The organism is Peribacillus psychrosaccharolyticus ATCC 23296 (genome assembly GCF_000305495.1).
GTDB classification, from domain to species: Bacteria; Bacillota; Bacilli; order Bacillales; family DSM-1321; genus Peribacillus; species Peribacillus psychrosaccharolyticus.
The window spans coordinates 90832-108354 of sequence record NZ_AJTN02000193.1 but is presented as its reverse complement, the minus strand read 5'-3'; the positions used below and the strand labels follow the sequence as shown (position 1 = coordinate 108354).

General features: G+C 37.5%; 18 protein-coding genes, 1 pseudogene and 1 riboswitch. Of the genes and pseudogenes, 11 read left to right on the top strand and 8 right to left on the bottom strand.

Annotation, left to right across the window (positions count from 1 at the left end):
* The 8 genes from WYK_RS11860 to WYK_RS11830 all read left to right on the top strand — a co-directional run bounded on the left by WYK_RS11860 (nucleotide 1) and on the right by WYK_RS11830 (nucleotide 6796).
* The gene (locus WYK_RS11860; RefSeq protein ID WP_040374698.1) at nucleotides 1-798 is read left to right on the top strand and encodes a two-component system regulatory protein YycI; all 798 of its coding nucleotides are present in this window, start codon (nucleotides 1-3) and stop codon (nucleotides 796-798) included.
* Nucleotides 799-803: 5 nt separating this feature from the next.
* Nucleotides 804-1598, top strand: coding sequence for an MBL fold metallo-hydrolase (locus WYK_RS11855; RefSeq protein WP_040374697.1), 795 nt, complete (start codon nucleotides 804-806; stop codon nucleotides 1596-1598).
* Nucleotides 1599-1762: 164 nt separating this feature from the next.
* Nucleotides 1763-2965 carry a S1C family serine protease gene (locus tag WYK_RS11850; protein WP_040374696.1) on the top strand — a complete coding sequence of 401 codons (1203 nt, stop codon included), beginning with the start codon at nucleotides 1763-1765 and terminating at the stop codon, nucleotides 2963-2965.
* A gap of 193 nt (nucleotides 2966-3158) precedes the next feature.
* Nucleotides 3159-3314, top strand: a complete 156-nt coding sequence (locus WYK_RS23980; protein WP_081704873.1) for a CxxH/CxxC protein — start codon at nucleotides 3159-3161, stop codon at nucleotides 3312-3314.
* A gap of 104 nt (nucleotides 3315-3418) precedes the next feature.
* Entirely contained in the window at nucleotides 3419-3898 is a 480-nt protein-coding gene (gene rlmH, locus WYK_RS11845) for a 23S rRNA (pseudouridine(1915)-N(3))-methyltransferase RlmH (protein WP_040374695.1), read from the top strand.
* Between the two features lie 114 nt (nucleotides 3899-4012).
* Entirely contained in the window at nucleotides 4013-4978 is a 966-nt protein-coding gene (locus tag WYK_RS11840) for a quinone oxidoreductase family protein (protein ID WP_040374694.1), read from the top strand.
* Nucleotides 4979-5395: 417 nt separating this feature from the next.
* Nucleotides 5396-5442, top strand: a riboswitch (PreQ1 riboswitch).
* A 118-nt stretch (nucleotides 5443-5560) separates the two neighbouring features.
* The gene (gene queF, locus WYK_RS11835; RefSeq protein ID WP_040374693.1) at nucleotides 5561-6061 is read left to right on the top strand and encodes a preQ(1) synthase; all 501 of its coding nucleotides are present in this window, start codon (nucleotides 5561-5563) and stop codon (nucleotides 6059-6061) included.
* Nucleotides 6062-6256: 195 nt separating this feature from the next.
* Nucleotides 6257-6796 (top strand): VUT family protein, encoded by a 540-nt coding sequence (locus WYK_RS11830; RefSeq protein WP_040374692.1) that lies wholly within the window; start codon nucleotides 6257-6259, stop codon nucleotides 6794-6796.
* Nucleotides 6797-7068: 272 nt separating this feature from the next.
* Here WYK_RS11830 and WYK_RS11825 read toward each other — a convergent pair.
* A pseudogene (locus WYK_RS11825) lies at nucleotides 7069-7391 on the bottom strand (DUF2628 domain-containing protein).
* 269 nt (nucleotides 7392-7660) lie between these two features.
* On the opposite strand from WYK_RS11825, the gene WYK_RS24545 reads away from it, so the two are divergent.
* Nucleotides 7661-8017 carry an MFS transporter gene (locus WYK_RS24545; protein ID WP_161629129.1) on the top strand — a complete coding sequence of 119 codons (357 nt, stop codon included), beginning with the start codon at nucleotides 7661-7663 and terminating at the stop codon, nucleotides 8015-8017.
* Nucleotides 8018-8150: 133 nt separating this feature from the next.
* Here WYK_RS24545 and WYK_RS11815 read toward each other — a convergent pair whose 3' ends face one another.
* From WYK_RS11815 to WYK_RS11790, 7 genes are all read right to left on the bottom strand, one after another.
* Complete coding sequence (locus WYK_RS11815) at nucleotides 8151-9812, bottom strand: FAD-dependent oxidoreductase (protein ID WP_040374690.1); 1662 nt, start codon at nucleotides 9810-9812, stop codon at nucleotides 8151-8153.
* Nucleotides 9813-9954: 142 nt separating this feature from the next.
* Nucleotides 9955-10449: a Gfo/Idh/MocA family oxidoreductase gene (locus WYK_RS25635; RefSeq protein ID WP_235782495.1), complete on the bottom strand. Its 495-nt coding sequence runs from the start codon at nucleotides 10447-10449 to the stop codon at nucleotides 9955-9957.
* 103 nt (nucleotides 10450-10552) lie between these two features.
* Nucleotides 10553-10870, bottom strand: coding sequence for a Gfo/Idh/MocA family protein (locus WYK_RS25630; RefSeq protein WP_235782494.1), 318 nt, complete (start codon nucleotides 10868-10870; stop codon nucleotides 10553-10555).
* Nucleotides 10871-11003: 133 nt separating this feature from the next.
* The gene (locus WYK_RS11805; RefSeq protein ID WP_040374739.1) at nucleotides 11004-12668 is read right to left on the bottom strand and encodes a transglutaminase domain-containing protein; all 1665 of its coding nucleotides are present in this window, start codon (nucleotides 12666-12668) and stop codon (nucleotides 11004-11006) included.
* Nucleotides 12669-12892: 224 nt separating this feature from the next.
* Nucleotides 12893-13714, bottom strand: coding sequence for an ABC transporter ATP-binding protein (locus WYK_RS11800; protein WP_040374689.1), 822 nt, complete (start codon nucleotides 13712-13714; stop codon nucleotides 12893-12895).
* A complete protein-coding gene (locus WYK_RS11795; protein WP_040374688.1) occupies nucleotides 13711-14715 on the bottom strand; it encodes a FecCD family ABC transporter permease in 1005 nt (334 codons plus the stop codon). The genes WYK_RS11800 and WYK_RS11795 overlap by 4 nt, the downstream gene beginning before the upstream one ends.
* An 18-nt stretch (nucleotides 14716-14733) precedes the next feature.
* On the bottom strand, nucleotides 14734-15840 hold the full coding sequence (locus tag WYK_RS11790) for an ABC transporter substrate-binding protein (protein WP_040374687.1): 1107 nt from the start codon (nucleotides 15838-15840) through the stop codon (nucleotides 14734-14736).
* 204 nt (nucleotides 15841-16044) lie between these two features.
* Between WYK_RS11790 and WYK_RS11785 the strand changes: the two genes are divergently transcribed.
* Nucleotides 16045-16674: a hypothetical protein gene (locus WYK_RS11785; protein WP_040374686.1), complete on the top strand. Its 630-nt coding sequence runs from the start codon at nucleotides 16045-16047 to the stop codon at nucleotides 16672-16674.
* A complete protein-coding gene (locus WYK_RS11780) occupies nucleotides 16674-17279 on the top strand; it encodes a hypothetical protein (protein ID WP_040374685.1) in 606 nt (201 codons plus the stop codon). The genes WYK_RS11785 and WYK_RS11780 overlap by 1 nt, the downstream gene beginning before the upstream one ends.
* The last annotated feature ends 244 nt before the right edge of the window (nucleotides 17280-17523 follow it).

The following is a 17523-nucleotide window of genomic DNA, read 5'->3' as shown; positions in this document are numbered from 1 at the left end:
ATGGACTGGAACAAAACGCAAACGCTTTTTATTATTGTTTTTTTAACCCTTGATATTTTTCTGCTTTATCAATATATTGAAAAAAAAGCAAGCTTCAATACACCCTTTGTAAGCAGACCTTCAGACGTAGAGTTATTAAAACTTGAAGACATTACGTATGATAACCTGCCGAAAAATAAACTGAGAGAGAATTATCTTACCGCAAAAAGTAAGGATTTCACAAAGGAAGCAGATAGGCTGAAGGAACTTAAGGATCAGAAAACAACCATTATTAATAAGAATAAATTGACGGGTAACTTTGAAAAAAAAATAAAGTTCTCTAGCAAAAACTCGGCAATAGAACTTGAAACGTTTTTAAAGGAAAATATCCTTTATGGCAAAGATTATCGCTTTTGGTCCTATGATAAGGAAGCTAAAACGATTGTTTTTTATCAGTATGTAGAAAATAAGATGTTTTACAACAACAGTAAGGGAAAAGTGACTATTTTCCTTGATGATAAAAACAATATGATCTCCTACGAACAAACGTATCTGGTTGAAATTGAAAAGTACCAAAAGGAAAGAGAACTTCAACAGGCAGAACAAGCGATTATCTCTCTCTATTACAATGGTGATATTGCACCGAAAAGCGATATTCAAGCAGAACTAGGGTATTATAATTCACTACAAGCTGCTACTGTATCTCAACTATTGGTTCCAACTTGGAGAATTATTGTAAATGGTGAACTTGATCTATTTGTTAATGCATTTGATGGTGAAGTAATTGAGTTAAATACGGAAGAAAAAATACTGGAGTGAGTGGAATGACAATGCATTTTAGTGTTCTCGCAAGCGGGAGTACAGGAAATGCCTTTTTCGTAGAGACGGAGGATCAATCCTTCCTAGTAGATGCCGGATTGAGTGGTAAAGCGTTAGAAGGTCTTTTCAGCGATATTGGACGTGATATGTCCAAGCTCTCAGGCATTCTTGTTACTCATGAGCACAGTGACCATATTAAGGGACTAGGCGTAATAGCGAGAAAACATAAACTACCTATTTATGCGAATGCAAAAACGTGGAATGCTATGGAACGAAATATCGGACAGATTCCGATTGAACAAAAGTTCCATTTTGAAATGGAACAAATTAAAACGTTTGGCAGCTTGGATATTGAATCATTTGGTGTCTCTCATGATGCAGCTGAACCGATGTTTTATTCCTTCCATCATGAGGGTAAGAAGGTCGTTTTAATAACCGATACCGGTTACGTAAGCGATCGAGTTAAAGGGATCATTTCAAATGCTGAAGCATATATCTTTGAAAGCAATCATGATGTTTCTATGCTAAGAATGGGACGTTATCCTTGGAATATTAAGCGCCGTATTTTAAGTGATGTAGGACATGTATCAAATGAAGATGCAGCTCTTGCAATGAGTGAGGTTGCTGGTGATCGGACTAAACGTATTTACCTGGCGCATCTAAGTCTAGATAATAACATGAAAGATTTGGCCAGGATGTCTGTGGAGCAAACATTGAAAACACAAGGGATCATTGTTGGTGAACAGTTTTCAATTTATGATACGGATCCAAAAAAAGCAACAGAACTAGTAAGTGTGTAAGGGATAGCGAGGGACTGAAGGGAAACAACCTTCAGCCCTTTTTTGTGGAAAATTTCAGAGTGTTTTTATTAAGCTATTTCTTGTATCGAGAGTATAATAATGGGTATAACATAGAATGAATAGGTAGTATATGTACATGAACCAAAAGAAAGGATGAGTAAACCTTGGGATACTTTGATGAACAGGAGAGTAATCAAAAAACACGAAAAAGGGGAAGTAAAATCGGTTATTTTTTTGCGGCATTAGCGGGAGTGTTAATTGGTGCACTGCTCGTATTAACCGTTGTAAACAATAATGATAATGGAACGGAAACTGAAAATGCTGGTCAATCAAAAAACAATGAAAAATCGGCTGAACATGTACAAGATATTTCAATCGATGTTACATCGGCAGTTATTGACGCTGGAGACAAGGCTAGTGATGCTGTAGTGGGCATTACAAATATACAGCAAACGAACTTCTGGGGACAGCAAGGAGAAGCTGCAGAGGCTGGAAGCGGATCAGGTGTGGTATATAAAAAAGAAGGAGACAAGGCGTATATTGTTACGAATAACCACGTAATTGAAGGTGCAAACGAACTTGAGGTGACACTTGCCGATGGAACGAAGCTGCCAGCTAAATTGATGGGAAGCGATCCTTGGACAGATCTTGCAGTTGTTGAAGTAGCAGGAGCAAAGGTTCAAACAATCGCAGAGTTTGGAAAATCTACGGCACTGAAACCAGGTGAACCAGTCATCGCCATTGGAAATCCACTTGGTCTGCAATTCTCTGGTTCAATTACACAGGGGATTATATCAGGATTGGAACGAACAATAGAAGTTGATATTAATGAAGATGGACAGGTAGACTGGAATGCAGAAGTTATTCAGACAGATGCTGCAATCAATCCGGGAAACAGCGGTGGAGCACTTGTGAACATGAAGGGACAGGTAATTGGCATTAATTCAATGAAAATTGCAGAAAGTGCAGTTGAAGGCATTGGACTTTCTATCCCGATTGACTCAGTTGTGCCAATTATTAATGATATTGAAAAATACGGGGAAGTTAAACGTGCCTATATGGGAGTAAGTTTGGCTTCTGTAGAAGAAATTTCACAGTACCACCAGAAAAACACACTCAAATTGCCCGAGAATGTGAGCTCAGGTGTAGCGATTACAAGTGTACAGCCGAACTCGCCAGCAGCCAAAGCTGGACTAAAGGAATTCGATGTAATTATCAAGATGGATAAGGAAGAGATCAAAGACGTAGTCGGTCTAAGAAAGTACTTATACAACGATAAGCAAATAGGAGACAGTATTACGATTACCTATTACCGTGCTGGTAAAAAGGAAACAGCTGCAGTTAAGCTTACTGAAGAACAATTATAAAAAGAAAGGCAGGAAGGAATCATTCCTGCCTTTTTCTGTACTTGCGCTTTTTGAGTAATTTGGTACGATGACAGATGAGAAAAAATTATCAGTCATCCACAAATGAATGTATGCTTGAACTCAATTTGTGGATAAATAAGTATGGAATGATTGATCTAGTGTGGATGAAAGTTGGAAGTAAGGAGGGAAATTAATGATTTATTGCTGCCAAGAACATGTAGAACTAGCGTTAGATATAGTGGTAGATGAACATGAAACCTATCCAGTTTTGAATAAAGTGACAGATGAAAAGTTATCAACAAACTGTGAATATTGTCCTAATCAAGCTGTATATATGGTAGGGAACTAATATTCGCATACAACATGTGGATAATTTTTGTGGATATGTGGATAACTATTGTGGATAATATGTTTGTAACTTGTTCGTAAACTGTTTGTAAAGTAGGGGAATCGATGAATATTACCATTATCACCGTCGGAAAATTGAAAGAAAAGTACTTAAAACAGGGGATTGAGGAGTACCTGAAACGTCTATCTGCTTATGCAAAAATCGACATGATTGAACTGGCTGATGAAAAAGCGCCAGAGACACTCAGCGACATAGAAATGGAACAAATTAAAGAAAAAGAAGGGCAGCGCATCCTCTCGAAGATCCACCCGGATGCTCACGTCATTGCCTTAGCCATTGAAGGAAAACTTAAATCTTCCGAAGAACTTGCAGAAACCATCGACAAGCTTGCCACCTATGGCACAAGCAAAATCTGCTTCATTATCGGTGGTTCGCTCGGCCTAAGCAAAGAGGTCATGAAGCGGGCCGATGAAGCGCTCTCGTTCTCTAGAATGACCTTTCCACATCAGTTAATGAGACTAATCCTGGTGGAACAGGTGTATCGAGCGTACCGGATCAATCGGGGAGAACCGTATCATAAGTAAATGAGGTTTTTATTAATCACCCTATCCTTCCAAAAGGAGAGAAACTGATTTGCATTTCCAATCGTAATTTAATTTAATTACGATTGGAAAAATATATAAGAGGAGGTCATTCATTTGAAAGCACTTGTGTTTAATACATTCGGAGGACCGGAAGTACTAGAATATCTTGAAATTGCGGACCCCGTTATCGGACCTGATGAAATATTAGTAAGGATGAAAGCAATTGGTTTGAATTTTGCAGATATTTATAGAAGAAAAGGGAACTATCATCTTACTGGTAATTCCCCGTTTATTTTAGGTTATGAAGGGGCAGGAGTCGTTGAAAAGACGGGAACTAATGTCCAAGGAATCAGTGTTGGCGACCCTGTTGCATTTGCCGATGTCCCATATGCTAACGCGGAACAAGTGGCAGTTCCGAGGGAAAAGGCAATTCCTCTTCCAGAGACCATTTCATTTGAAGAGGCGGCTTCCGTTTTGCTGCAAGGCTTGACTGCCCACTATTTAACAAAAGATAGTTATGCCGTTAAGGAGAATGATATAATTCTGGTTCATGCGGCAGCAGGGGGCGTTGGACAGTTGCTCGTCCAAATTGCAAAGCTCCTAGGTGGAAGGGTCATTGGTTTAACCTCTTCTATGGAGAAGGCGTCCGCAGCTAAGAAAGCTGGAGTGAATCAGGTTTTCTTGTACTCGGATGATTGGAAGGGAAAAGTTTTAGAGGAAACAAACGGAAAAGGTGTAGATGTAGTCTATGACTCAGTAGGCTCCACGCTCGAAGACAGTTTTGCAGCAACTCGCATTGGGGGAACGGTTGTATTTTTTGGAATGGCAGGGGGAAACCCAGCTCCGGTTGACCCAAGAATGTTGATGGATACGTCAAAGACTTTGACTGGTGGGGACCTTTGGAATGTTCTTACTTCCCGTGAGGAACGGGAAGCCCGTTCAGCCGAGTTGTTCCGCTGGATAGAAGAGGGGAAAGTAACGGTATCTGAGCCAACGGTATTTGCACTGCGAGATGGCCGCAAAGCGCATCATTTTCTAGAAAGCCGCAAAAGCACGGGGAAAATTGTATTAAGACCATAAAATGATAAGCTATGTTAGCGAACAGGGAGACATTTTCATGTTTTGAATCGAGAACCCTACTTTATTTTCTTTCGATAGAGCATATAGGAAAAAGAATTGGGTTGCTCCTTACAAGTCTTTTGCCTTTATTCACCCACAGATGACTTCAGAATGGCTCTGTTGCATAGAGATGACAGCAGATAAGAACTATCGAGAGCGAAGGTTGGGTCGAGCGAAGCCAAAAACAGGTCGGGCAAGAACGTGAACACCTGAAGGGAATGGCTTATTGCTCATATAGAACCCTCATTTAGATACACAGAGGTGAAACCGTATAACAAGTAAGGGCGGTTATTGAAATAAAGTGGTTCATCGTATTCTTAATTTGACATTTATTTTTATATATTGTATTATATTCAAATATAAAATACCTGAAACTTATCAGGAGAGGTTCATAGCTGATACCCTCTATAAAAAACTATGGATACATGAAAAATACGCCATGTCCATAATTGGATATGGCGTATTTTTTATGTAAGTTGTATAGAAAATGTCAGCGCCTCTCCGTGAAAAGATTCGGTATTACTTTTCAAGGAGGTTTTTTTTATGTCTGGCCGCAAGTTCACTGAAGGATTAAAAGATTTAACATTATTAGGGAATCAGAACACACAATATGCAACTGACTATGCACCTGAGGTATTAGAGTCAGTAGAGAATCTGCATTCGAATCGTGATTATTTTGTGAAATTTAATTGTCCGGAGTTTACGAGTTTATGCCCAATCACGGGACAACCGGATTTTGCGACAATTTATATTTCATACATTCCAGAGAAAAAATTAGTTGAAAGTAAATCACTGAAGCTGTACTTATTTAGCTTTAGAAACCATGGTGATTTCCACGAAGATTGCGTGAATATTATTATGAATGATTTAATCAAGCTGTTAGACCCAAGATATATTGAGGTTTGGGGGAAATTCACGCCACGTGGTGGTATATCTATTGATCCATGGTGCAATTTTGGAAGACCAGGAACGAAATACGAAGAAATCGCAAACTATCGTTTAATGAATCATGATCTTCATCCTGAAAAGATTGATAACCGATAAAAGATAATGATTAGTTATTGTGGGATGAAGTGAATAAATCCTTGTTGGCAAGGAAGAGGTTATTAGAGACCTGCGAAAAAAAGGACTTGAGGATTACTTAAATTCCAAGAGGGAGCTTCAAGGGAAGAATGTATAAACATTGCTAAGCTTCTACAAATTTAGTGGTAGTTTAGTGGTATTTAAAGGAGAAAAATTATGAGAATATTATTCTATTTATTATCAATTGTAACTGCAAATGTTGTAACGGCAAGATTTGCACCGTTAGAGTTTGGTATGTTTATCGTTCCCATGGGGACACTTTTTGTTGGAGTAACTTTCATCTTTCGAGACCTTGTGCAAAATAAGTATGGTCGAGCAAAAATATATGCATTTATATTCTTAGCGTTATTCTTATCCGGAGTCGTTTCGTTTTCACTAGGAGATACGCTAATGATTGTTGCAGCATCTGCTTTATCATTTGCCATAGCTGAAACAGCAGATACAGAAATTTATACGCGCTTGAAGCTACCAATGGCTTGGCGTGTTTTTTACAGCGGAATTGTTGGTGGACTTCTTGATTCTGTCGTTTTTGTTATCGTTGGGTTGAGTCCAATAGGAGCAGGATTCATCCCTTGGGAAGCTGTACCAGCCGCTATTGTGGGTCAAGTAATTGTGAAGACAATCATTCAAATGATAGGTGCTTTAATTTTAAATCAAGGACTAGCAATGAAAGAGAAACGTCTGACACAAATATGATAAGAATATTTACCATCTAGATATATATAACTCTGCTCCACTTTTCTAGTTAAATATAAAATCTTTATAATGGATTATCTAGAATTGTAAAACGGAAAAAGAAATAAATCGCACTTACATTAGTTGCGGAGAACCGTATCATAAATAAGGTGAGAAATTTAATCTGCGATTAATCTAATGTAGACAAACCTCAATCGTAAAGCTAAAGACCCTTACTCTAAAAGAGTAAGGGTCTTTAGCTATCAAACTAACGAGCAGGGACTTTTAGTTATTTAATCGCTGAAAGCTGTTGGTGATAATATCTGGCTTTTTTCCAACTGAGATTGGGCTTGATCATCAGCAGGAGTATAACCTTTTTCAATTAGCTCTTTTATGTATATTTTATTGTAAACAAAGGAGAATACAACACCACTTACCCAAGCACCTATTCCCAATGTAAATGAACCGAGAACTAATTCTACAATTAACATTATTATAGCCCATTTTAAATCACCACGGAATAATGCGGGGAAAAACCCAAAAAGAAAGTAGTCCAACTGAATCCAATCTTAACTTCTTTTGTTAAGCCAGCTGAACTTTTTAATTTTACTTTCAAAACAAACACACCTTTATAGTTTTATTTAGAGACGAGATGATGAATGAATTAAGAAAATAATAATATGATATAAGTCCTATAAAAATAGTATTGCAAATACATCCACCATTTCTCTTTCCCAATTGTACTATATTATTGTAAAAAAGCTAAGTGCTTTAACACATATTGTCTATTTATAGGTATTTTAGATTTAATGTGAGTTTAGTTGAGGTTTTATTTTCTAGTCTTTGCATAAATATACGTAACAATCCATTCAGAAATCTCATGGGTTGACCATTAGACTATCTTTTGTCCTATTTATACTAGCATTGGTATTATATTTAATTCTTCCAACTAATAATCAATTAATCTTTGCAGGATTGATTATATTTCTAGGTGGTATTGGTTCAGGATTAGGGGTGCCTTCAATGCAAGCTGCCTCTCTTGAATCAGTAGCAAAGGAATTAACGGGGGTTGCTTCCGGTATTTATTCTATGTTTCGCTATATGGGCTCAATCACTGCATCTGTCATTATCAGTTTACAAATCAATTACTCAATAACTTTGTATATATTAATAATCTTTTCAATCGTTGGATTGTTTGTAGCTAAAGGTATGTTTATACCTGTGAAAAAGTATAAAAGCTGAGTAGATAGTCAGTAATATCTATACACACATCTTTAACTAGAAGATGTGGGTATTTTATTTCTCGCATACTTCATAAAAGACAAAAAGCATTTGAACTTGTCCATTCAAATGCTTGCTGACACGCTATTTACACTTATAACTTATCCTTACAGTGCATAGAAGCTATGAAACCAAAGGTCATACCTGGTCCAAGCGTTGCCCCTGGACCGGGGTATGAATGTCCCATAATCGATGCTGAACAATTACCACAAGCGTATACATTATCAAATATAGTTCCGTCTTCCTTTACGACCCTTGCAAACTCGTCCGTCACTACACCGCCTTTTGTGCCGATATCGCCTGGGTAAACTTTCATTGCATAATATGGAGCCTCGTTGATTTCAAGCAAATTCGGATTCGGTAAAGTAGGATCGCCGTAATACTTATCATGTGTATTTTCTCCTCGATGGAAGTCTAAATCCTTCCCATTTCGAGCAAACTCATTGAATCTGTCTATTGTTTTTACTAGATTTCCCTTTGGAATAGATAATTTGTTTTCTAATTCTTCGACTGTGTTCCCTTTCAAAACAATACCATTCTCATAGTATTCTTTAGGAAAATCCTGACCGGGAAATAAACCAGTAAAAATATATCTTTTCTTAGCTCTTGCATCTAAAATAATCCAGGATGTAATGGCTTTACCTCCTGTTTTTTCATTATGTTCATACATTTTATCAATGAACTCATGGTATGGAGTCGGTTCATTAATATATCTGTTTCCGTCTTGGTCCACGATGATCATATTTGGAAGGCCTCTATCAGCAACAAGAAAGAAGGGCATTCCTAAATGATTAATGACAGTAGGTGCACCCCAAACTCTGTCCATCAATCCAAACTGAGCATTCAGTTTTGCAAATGGTTCAATAATATCCCCAGTTTGACCTATTGGCGAACTTGTCCAATCGACGTTTTGTGGACTTGGAAGAAATTTATCTCGCTTTTCTTGATCTCTTGAGAATCCGCCTGAACCAAAAATTAGCCCTTTATTGATTTTAATTGTTACTTGCTTACCATTTTTATTTACTGTTAGACCCGTTACTTGATCGTTTTCATAAATAAAGTCAATAAATGGCGAATCAAGCCAAATTTCACCGTTTAAATCCTTGTACGTTAAAGCCATCCGGGCTATTAAAGCCCTTCCTAAAGAGGCATAATCTTTTTTTAATACTTTATGCTTAATTAATCGCCACCCTAGTGTGACAGAAGCTCTTTTTCCAGCCCAGGTTCGCGTAATCATATTCACTTTAACGAAATCTTGTCCTGTCATAACGAAACCTTTTGTATCCATCGAAGGAGGAAGAAGCATACTCTTCCAATCTTGTAATTTATTTAAATCAATTACTTCTGGCTCGATTGATCGGCCTTTCCCTTTGCCGCCTGGATGCGTTGGGTAATAGTCAGAGTAGTTTTTTGCATAGGAAAATCTCATATGCGGTCCTAAGTTGTGCATATAGTCCAACATTTGAATTCCCTTTTTTAAGTATATTTCTTTAATGTTATCAGCTACTAAATCGCCAACTGTGGAATCCAAATATAATTTAGATTCGTTAAAACTATCAGCAGCACCAGCCTTAACTAAATATCTGTTATTCGGAATCCAAACACCGCCGCCTGATAAAGCGGAAGCACCGCCAAAATGTTTTTCTTTTTCAATTAATAGTGTACGTAACCCTTCTTTTTTTGCTGTGATTGCGGCCGAAAAACCTGCTGCACCAGAGCCAACAACTACAACGTCATATTCATAATCCCAAGTCATTGGTAAGTCCCCCTTTGGACAAACTAAATGTAGTAATTATTTTCCAGTTAGATAAATCTTACATTATTTAACAGTACTTATACAATAATTAATGAGATTTAATTTTTATCCAACTAAGGGGTTATGACTTTTTGTTGAGGTTTTATTTTCCAGACCCTGCTTCAATATAGGTAACAATCCGCTCGCAAATCTCATGTGTAAGAAGAGAGTCCTCTATAGAGGGGTCTGGCGTCTTATTATGCTCCACACACTCAATAAAATGATCGACCAGTTGGTAGAAGCCGCGTTTAAACAAAGTTGGTTCCCAATCTCCAAACTTAGAAATACTCACTTCTTTATTATGAAAGTGGGTGGTTTCAACGAGACTATTTACAACATATTTGTCATGCCCTGCATTATACTCGATGATTTCTTCCGTAACTCCTCCGTTGCGGTTCATTATTCCTAAAGCGGTACATCCATCTCCAATAAGTTGTATGACTAAGTGATCGAGCATGTTGCCTGTTTTCAAGTATTCAACTTTTACATCCAAAACGGTGGTATTCATTAAAAATCTGAGGGTATCAACCACATGGATAAAGTCTTCTACCACAAAGCGTCTTATACTATCTGGAGACGCAAATCTATTTTTTTGCATAAGGATCAAACTTGCTTTTCCCTTTTTTCTTAGTTCGTTGACTTTTGGAATATATCGGCGATTAAAGCCAACCATAGCAATTTTTCCGCTTTCTTTTGAGAGATTAACAATTCTTTTTGTTTCCTTTTACATTCATTGAGATAGGCTTGTCTATGTATACATGTATTCCATTCATAAGTAACTTTTCTGCTGTTTCAAAATGCGCTTCTGTAGCAGTACTGACAAAAGCAGCCGTAATGTTCTTTTGTAGAAGTTCGTCCACCGTCTGAACACTTTCTTTAATCTTATACTTTCTTGCTAACTCATTTAATGTGGCTGCATTTCTTGTAAACAGTACTAGTTCAATTCCTTCTTTTTGAGAAAGGACAGGCAGATAGGCTTTCTTAGCAATATCGCCTAGCCCAATAATAGCTATTTTCATGATAATCACCCCATTCGAATGTTTGAAAGCCGTATCAGCTAAGCTTACTATGAATTGTAACGATCCTCAAAAAAATAAGACGACTGCAACGGAGCCGCCTGAGTCTTTCATCATTCTTCCTTAAATTGTTGGTTTAATAAGAGATTCCAGTACGTTTATGAGTTTTTTTGAATTCTTTCATATTAGGATCAAAATACGTATCGGTATATTTTTTTACAAAAACATTATTTTGAATATATCCTGCCCCCCATGTGGGATCCATAGTCAGCCACTTATCATCAATTTTTGCTTCAACCCAGGCATGTTTCTGAGGTGCATATCCTTCGACAAATCTCGCTTCAATATGGCTGGCCCTTAGGAGCGCGATAGCAAGATAAGCATAATCCTGACAAACCCCGTCCTTTAATTGGAGCGTTTTGAGCGCACTGTCATCCCAATTGAAATCATTTGTCTTAAATTTTTCTACATCGTAAGCAATGTTTTTAGCAACATATTCATAGATTGCTTTTGATTTTTCACGTTCGGACTTTTTTCCTTTTAGGATTGATTCAGCTAATTTAATAATTTTGGCATCTTCCGATTGAACACCGCGTGAGGGAAGGAGGTCACGCTGGTCACTCGCTTCTGTAGATTCTACTTCAAATTGCGCTACGCTAAAATAGCGGAAGTAATTCGTCTTTTTCTCTGTTATTTCAGGTACACTTATCGTCACCTCATACGTACCTGGGCCAAATCGTAAATAAAAGGAGTCGTTATAAGTAAAATCTTCGACGGGAATCACATCTAATGCGTGGTCTTCACCTTTTACGGTAGAAATATAGAGATGATCCGTTTTTGCTGCTAAATCTGCACTTGAATCAATTGAACCTTTTATTTGAAAGCTTTGATCGGTTTCTCCTCCGCCAAATTTAGGCTCATCTAGATTAAATCCTCTTTCTATCATTGTTTTAGAATAATACTCTATCGGCTTCATCACATTGCTTGATTGATTATCAATTAAAAGGGTTGTGACGGGCAGGTAGTAATTATCCCGAGTATCGTCTGGAAGTAACACCTCTAGTTTATGCAGTCCTTTTCCATAAAACAAAGGAATATCATAATCAAGGTGTCCATCCTTCACAGCAAAGGTATTTTTCCATGTTTCTCCCTCTTTAGTTAGTGCGACCATTACTTCATCTTTGCCTGCTGTCTGCCCTAAACGGCCTGTAAGGTTAAAGATTCCGTCTGCCTCTAGAAATCCATTTTCAACATCTAGAGTAAATAAATTTTCTTGTCCAAACGGAGTATAGGTCACATCTCTTTGGTAATCTGGATGAACATTAAACACGGAAAAAGAAGCAGCGTTATAGTAATAATTATCCCGGGTCTTACTTGGGACTTGGACAGAGAGATCATACATGCCTTCTCCGTTAAAAAAATGAATCGTTTGCTTGAATTTCCCATCTTTTATGGGAGTGTAATAATCGTTTTGCTCTCCTGCGGGGGCAGGTTCATCAGATAAAGCCTTTATCCATACGTAATCGGATTTTAATTCTGAAGACTGTTCGATTTCTCCTTCAATAACCAACTGACCATTAACAGCAAATTCCTTGTACACAGGCTTTTTTAGCTTTAATACAACCCCTTCACTATTTGTCATCTGTTTGATTGGTTCCCGTGTTAATTTTTTGTTTTTTTCTCTAACTAACTTTTCATATTTAGTTTCTGGAGTACTGATTGCTTTTGTGTCTTTATGTTCAGTATCACTGCATCCTGCTAGAAAAAATAGTAAGAAAAAGACACCAATGAACCCTTTCATGCTCAAAAAACCACCCCTCCATATTTCTCCTTTATAACCCAGTTTTTAATAATACGTTTATATTCTTATTTTGGTTTCTGCGCCTTATGTCCTCTTTTTTGGAATAAATAGGTATAAAGTATGTGCGCGGGATTAAAAAGTCGCAGAGTAATAATACAGCGGTAGTGAATAGAATTAACGTGAAAGAGGGGGTTAATAATAAGGTACAAAAAAAGTGACCGATATTATCGGTCACTCCTATCTAATCCAAAATATTTAGGGACGATGGTTTCAAATACCTGCCCATCGTCGTTATGCAGCAATTTTTTTACTTCAATATCAAAGTAATGAAAAATGTTTTCCTCTGTCATAATTTCAGACACAGAACCTGTAATGACGGGTTTGTTTTTAGCGACCATAAGCACCTTATCACCAAAGTAAAAAGCATGATTTGCGTAATGAGTATTGATAATGCAAGCTAAGTCTCGTTCTTTGACCAACTTTTTTATGGTTTGCAAAATGATTTTTTGCTTTTGAATGTCTAGATGTGATTCTGGTTCATCTAGAATTAAAATTTTTGGATCTGATACCAATGTTCGTGCAATCAATGCCAGCTGAAGTTCACCGCCGCTGACAGCTGTACAAGACTGATCAGCTAAATGGCGGATGCCTACAAGTTCAAGCGCGTCCAGTGCGGCTTCCCTGTCCTCTTGTGTGGGCTGTGCATAAGCATGAATTAACAAAGCACGTCCCATTGTGACTAAATCAAGGATCGAGTAACCAAAGGTCATTTTGGAAGCCTGCGGAACATACCCAATGGTTCGCCAGATTTCTTTTTGACGCAGACTTGAAAGTGGTTTCCCATTCAATAATGTTTCGCCTTTTTCCCATTTAAGCAAGCCCATAATACACTTTAATAATGTTGTTTTCCCTGCACCATTTGGACCCAGAATCGACATGATTTCACCAGGATGCAAGTCAAAGGAAATATCATTATTGTATAAATAGGTTTGCTCTTTGGTTTTCGCTTTTTGATAAAAAAAGTTTCCATCTTTTATTGAAATCAATTCCAGCCGCCTCCTGTTTTTCGTAATAAATACGCGAAAAAGGGTGCCCCGACAATAGCTGTTAAAATCGATAATGGAATTTCTGCTGAGGTTAAACTTCTTGCTAAGTTATCAATCATTAATAAGTACATTGCACCTATAGAGACGGATGCAGGTAATACATATTGATTATTACTGCCAACAAGCATCCGGGCGATGTGAGGAATAATCAGGCCAACCCAGCCGATAATTCCAGCTATCGCAACAGCTGCAGATGTAATTAATGTAGCGCCGATAATGACGAGCCATTTCATTTTCATGACTGATATCCCAAGCGATTTCGCTTCTTCATCAGAAAGAGATAAAATATTTAACCGCCATCGCACAACATACAAAATGATAATACCGATTAAAATGAGTGGTCCGCCTATAAATAAGTCAGAATAACTGGCTGTTCCAAGGCTTCCCATCAGCCAATACGTAATGGAGGGGAGTTTTTCCTCAGGATCAGCTAGAAATTTAACTAATGATATGAGAGCTTGAAATAAGGCACTTGTTACGACTCCTGCCAAGACCAGCATAAAAATAGGCATTTCACGTTTAGAGCCGCCAATCAGGAATGTGAATCCGATCGCTGCCATTCCCATTAATAGAGAGAATATTTGCATGGTAATCCCTGTACCAAATAATAAAATACCAATGGAAGCACCAAACCCTGCTCCAGCCGAAACACCTAGAATGTCAGGACTAACTAAAGGATTAGCAAACATTCCTTGGAAAGCGGCACCCGCAATGGATAAACCGCCGCCAATAAGCATGGCAAGTAAAATTCGCGGTAACCTGATATTCATGACCACTGTTTCTTCCATAGCGGACCAGGTTTGGTCAATAGGAAATAGCTGTGAAAGTAATATTTTGATCTGTACGATAAAACCGACTTCAAAACGTCCGATACTAATCGAGATAAGACCAAATATTAAGGGCAGCGTCCAAAGTGAAAATTTTATAAACTTGGATTTCATTTGAAAGCCACCTTTACCTTAATATTTTGCTGCTTCTGATGGAGGATTTAAGATCTGCTGAACTTGTTCATCATTTAATTTATAATCATAGAAACGTGAATAGTAGTCTTTAATTTCTTCACCCATGTCATAATCAAAACGATCTGGATAGTTATGTTGAGCCATCCATTTAAGCATTAAAGGGGCATCTCCACTTGGTGGATACCAGCGGTAAATTCCAAGCGGCATTTTATATACTTTTTTGTCTTGAACGGCCTTTACTTGGCTCCAGTCTTGACTAGAAAAAGTGTTATTATACAAATCATCCGGCTGTGTTTCGGTGAAGTTTGTAATATAGATAATATCTGGATTCCACTTGTAAATTTGTTCCATGTTGACAGCTTTTATTCCCTCGATGTCTTTGGCTGCAACATCAATTCCGCCGGTAGCATCTAACCAGCGATTTCCATGCATACCTGTTCCAGCAACAGATATTTCACCATTACTATGATATTGAAGGACCATTACCCGAGGTTTTTCTTTATCACCCACATCTGCAAGAGTTTCATTAATCATTTTCTGGTTTTCTTCACCCTCTTTAATAATTTCGTTAGGGCGATCAGTTGTTCCAGTGATTTCACCAGTTAACTTCAACCAGCGATTTAATGTATCAAGAGGATTTAAAGAAGTTGTGTTTGTATCAAGAGCCACAGTCGTAATACCTGATTCTTCAAGTTTATTAATCGTTTTTTCTTGGTTAGCAATTTCAAAATATACTTGAGGATTTAACGACATCAGCTGCTCAATATTTACTTCTCCGTTCTCAATGAAATTGGTTTTAGCGTCAAGAATGGATGGTGATATATCTTTCAAAATAGAATGTGAAGCAGCGTTATATGAATTTGGATGAATTCCTGTGATCTCGTCTGTAGAGTTGGTTGCGATATACCATGTTGAAAAATATGGTAAAATACTTCCCATTACGACAGAGTCAAGTTTTGAAGGAATCGTGACCTCACGATCTAATTCATCAACTATTAACTTTGATTCTTTTGTTGGTTCAAGATCTTTAGATGTATCTGAATCGCTGCAGCCTGCTAATAAAAACAGCAGAGACGCGGTAGATATAATAAATTTCCTCTTCATTTTCATACCTCACTCTGTTAGAATTCTAAATGATAATGATTTTCATCATCATATATTAATTTACAGGAATAAATATTTTTGGTCAATCGTTTTCTTTATATTACAATAATAATATTTGTTGTGCACGATCACAACAAGGGTATGTTTCAGAAAAGAATTAACTTAGTAAATATAAGTAGCCCATTACTGATTGGAGGATATATTTTGACGCAGCTTAGAGATATCTTATATTTAGATCCAGGTCATGCATTTGGTATACAGAATCGTACCAATTCGTTTATACAAGAAAACTTTACACAAATTGATCAGTACATGTTTGATAAGGTAGATTTAGAACCATTTAAATGTATATTCTTTCATGACTTTATCGATCAAGAATACCTCTATATACATAAAGAGAAGATTGCTTCCTTTTTAGAGGAAGGGAAGGTAGTTATCTTTTGTGGACATTTATTCAAAAAATGGCTGCCAGGCTGTTCGCTCTTTACACCTAAAACTATAAATAGTTTTACGGATTATACCATTTCAAAAGTAATAGAACATCCAATATTTGAAGGCGTGGATACAGAAGATATGACGTTTAATAAAGGGGTTGCCGGCTTTTTTGCACGCGGCACACATTCACCCGTTCCAAGTCATGCTGAAGTCCTGCTTACGCTTCCTGGAATGCCGACTACCTATATCGATCGAAACACGACCAAAGGAACAATGTTGGTTCATGCTGGGCGGGATCTTTTTTCTCATCGGATGCAAAATAAATCAACTGACCGTATAAGTACACAGCTTCTTCAATGGGTACATGACGAACTTGATTCAAAAAGGGGAGAAAAGTAATGAGGAAAATAGCGGTTATTTATAGTGGTAACGCCTCACATTATCGAACCTTTAATGAACCAAAATATAATCAGTACCTTGCAGAACTTATTTACTTTCCGAACTTTTTAGAAACGCCAATCAATCATTTTGATGTGTTACTGGTTCCCTCTCAGATGAATGAGACATTACTCCTTCAAGCAAAAGAAAAAATTCATGCTTATGCAGAGCAAGGTGGAATTGTGGTTGCATTCGGCCCTCAGCCTTGGGAGTGGCTGCCTAATCAAAAATGGGAAGAAAGAGAAACAAACTTCTGGTGGTGGAAGGAAAAAGGTGCTAAAAGCGGGTTGGTGTTGGCTGCACCAGAAAATGACCTGTTTAATTACATCACTTTGTCAGACGCAACTTGGCATCAACATGGCGTTTTTTGGCCGATTGCAGGAGCCAAAACGCTAATCGCAACAGAAGACGGCGGTTCAGTCATGTATCTAGATAAAGTCAGCACGGGTGGTACATGGATTATTACCACGTTAGATCCTGATTATCATTTTGGATCATACTTCATGCCCGCGACTGAACGTTTTCTAGACGGCTTTTTACCTTGGCTGGCGAATGGAGAAATATAAATTAATTTAAGACATGGGACAGAGTGATTAAATGTAAAAGACAGGAGAACCAGCAAAGGTTACCTGTCTTTTGATATATATAGGAAGATATAAAAGAAAAGCAGAAGGAAGCTCCTCAACTTACTTACCGTAGTTGGGTTGTTTTTTTATGAATTGTTTTGTAAGGTATCATAGAACAATAATGGTGAATCCTTACAAGTAAATCAGGATCTGCAGGATTGCTAATTTATGCTGAATAAGTAAT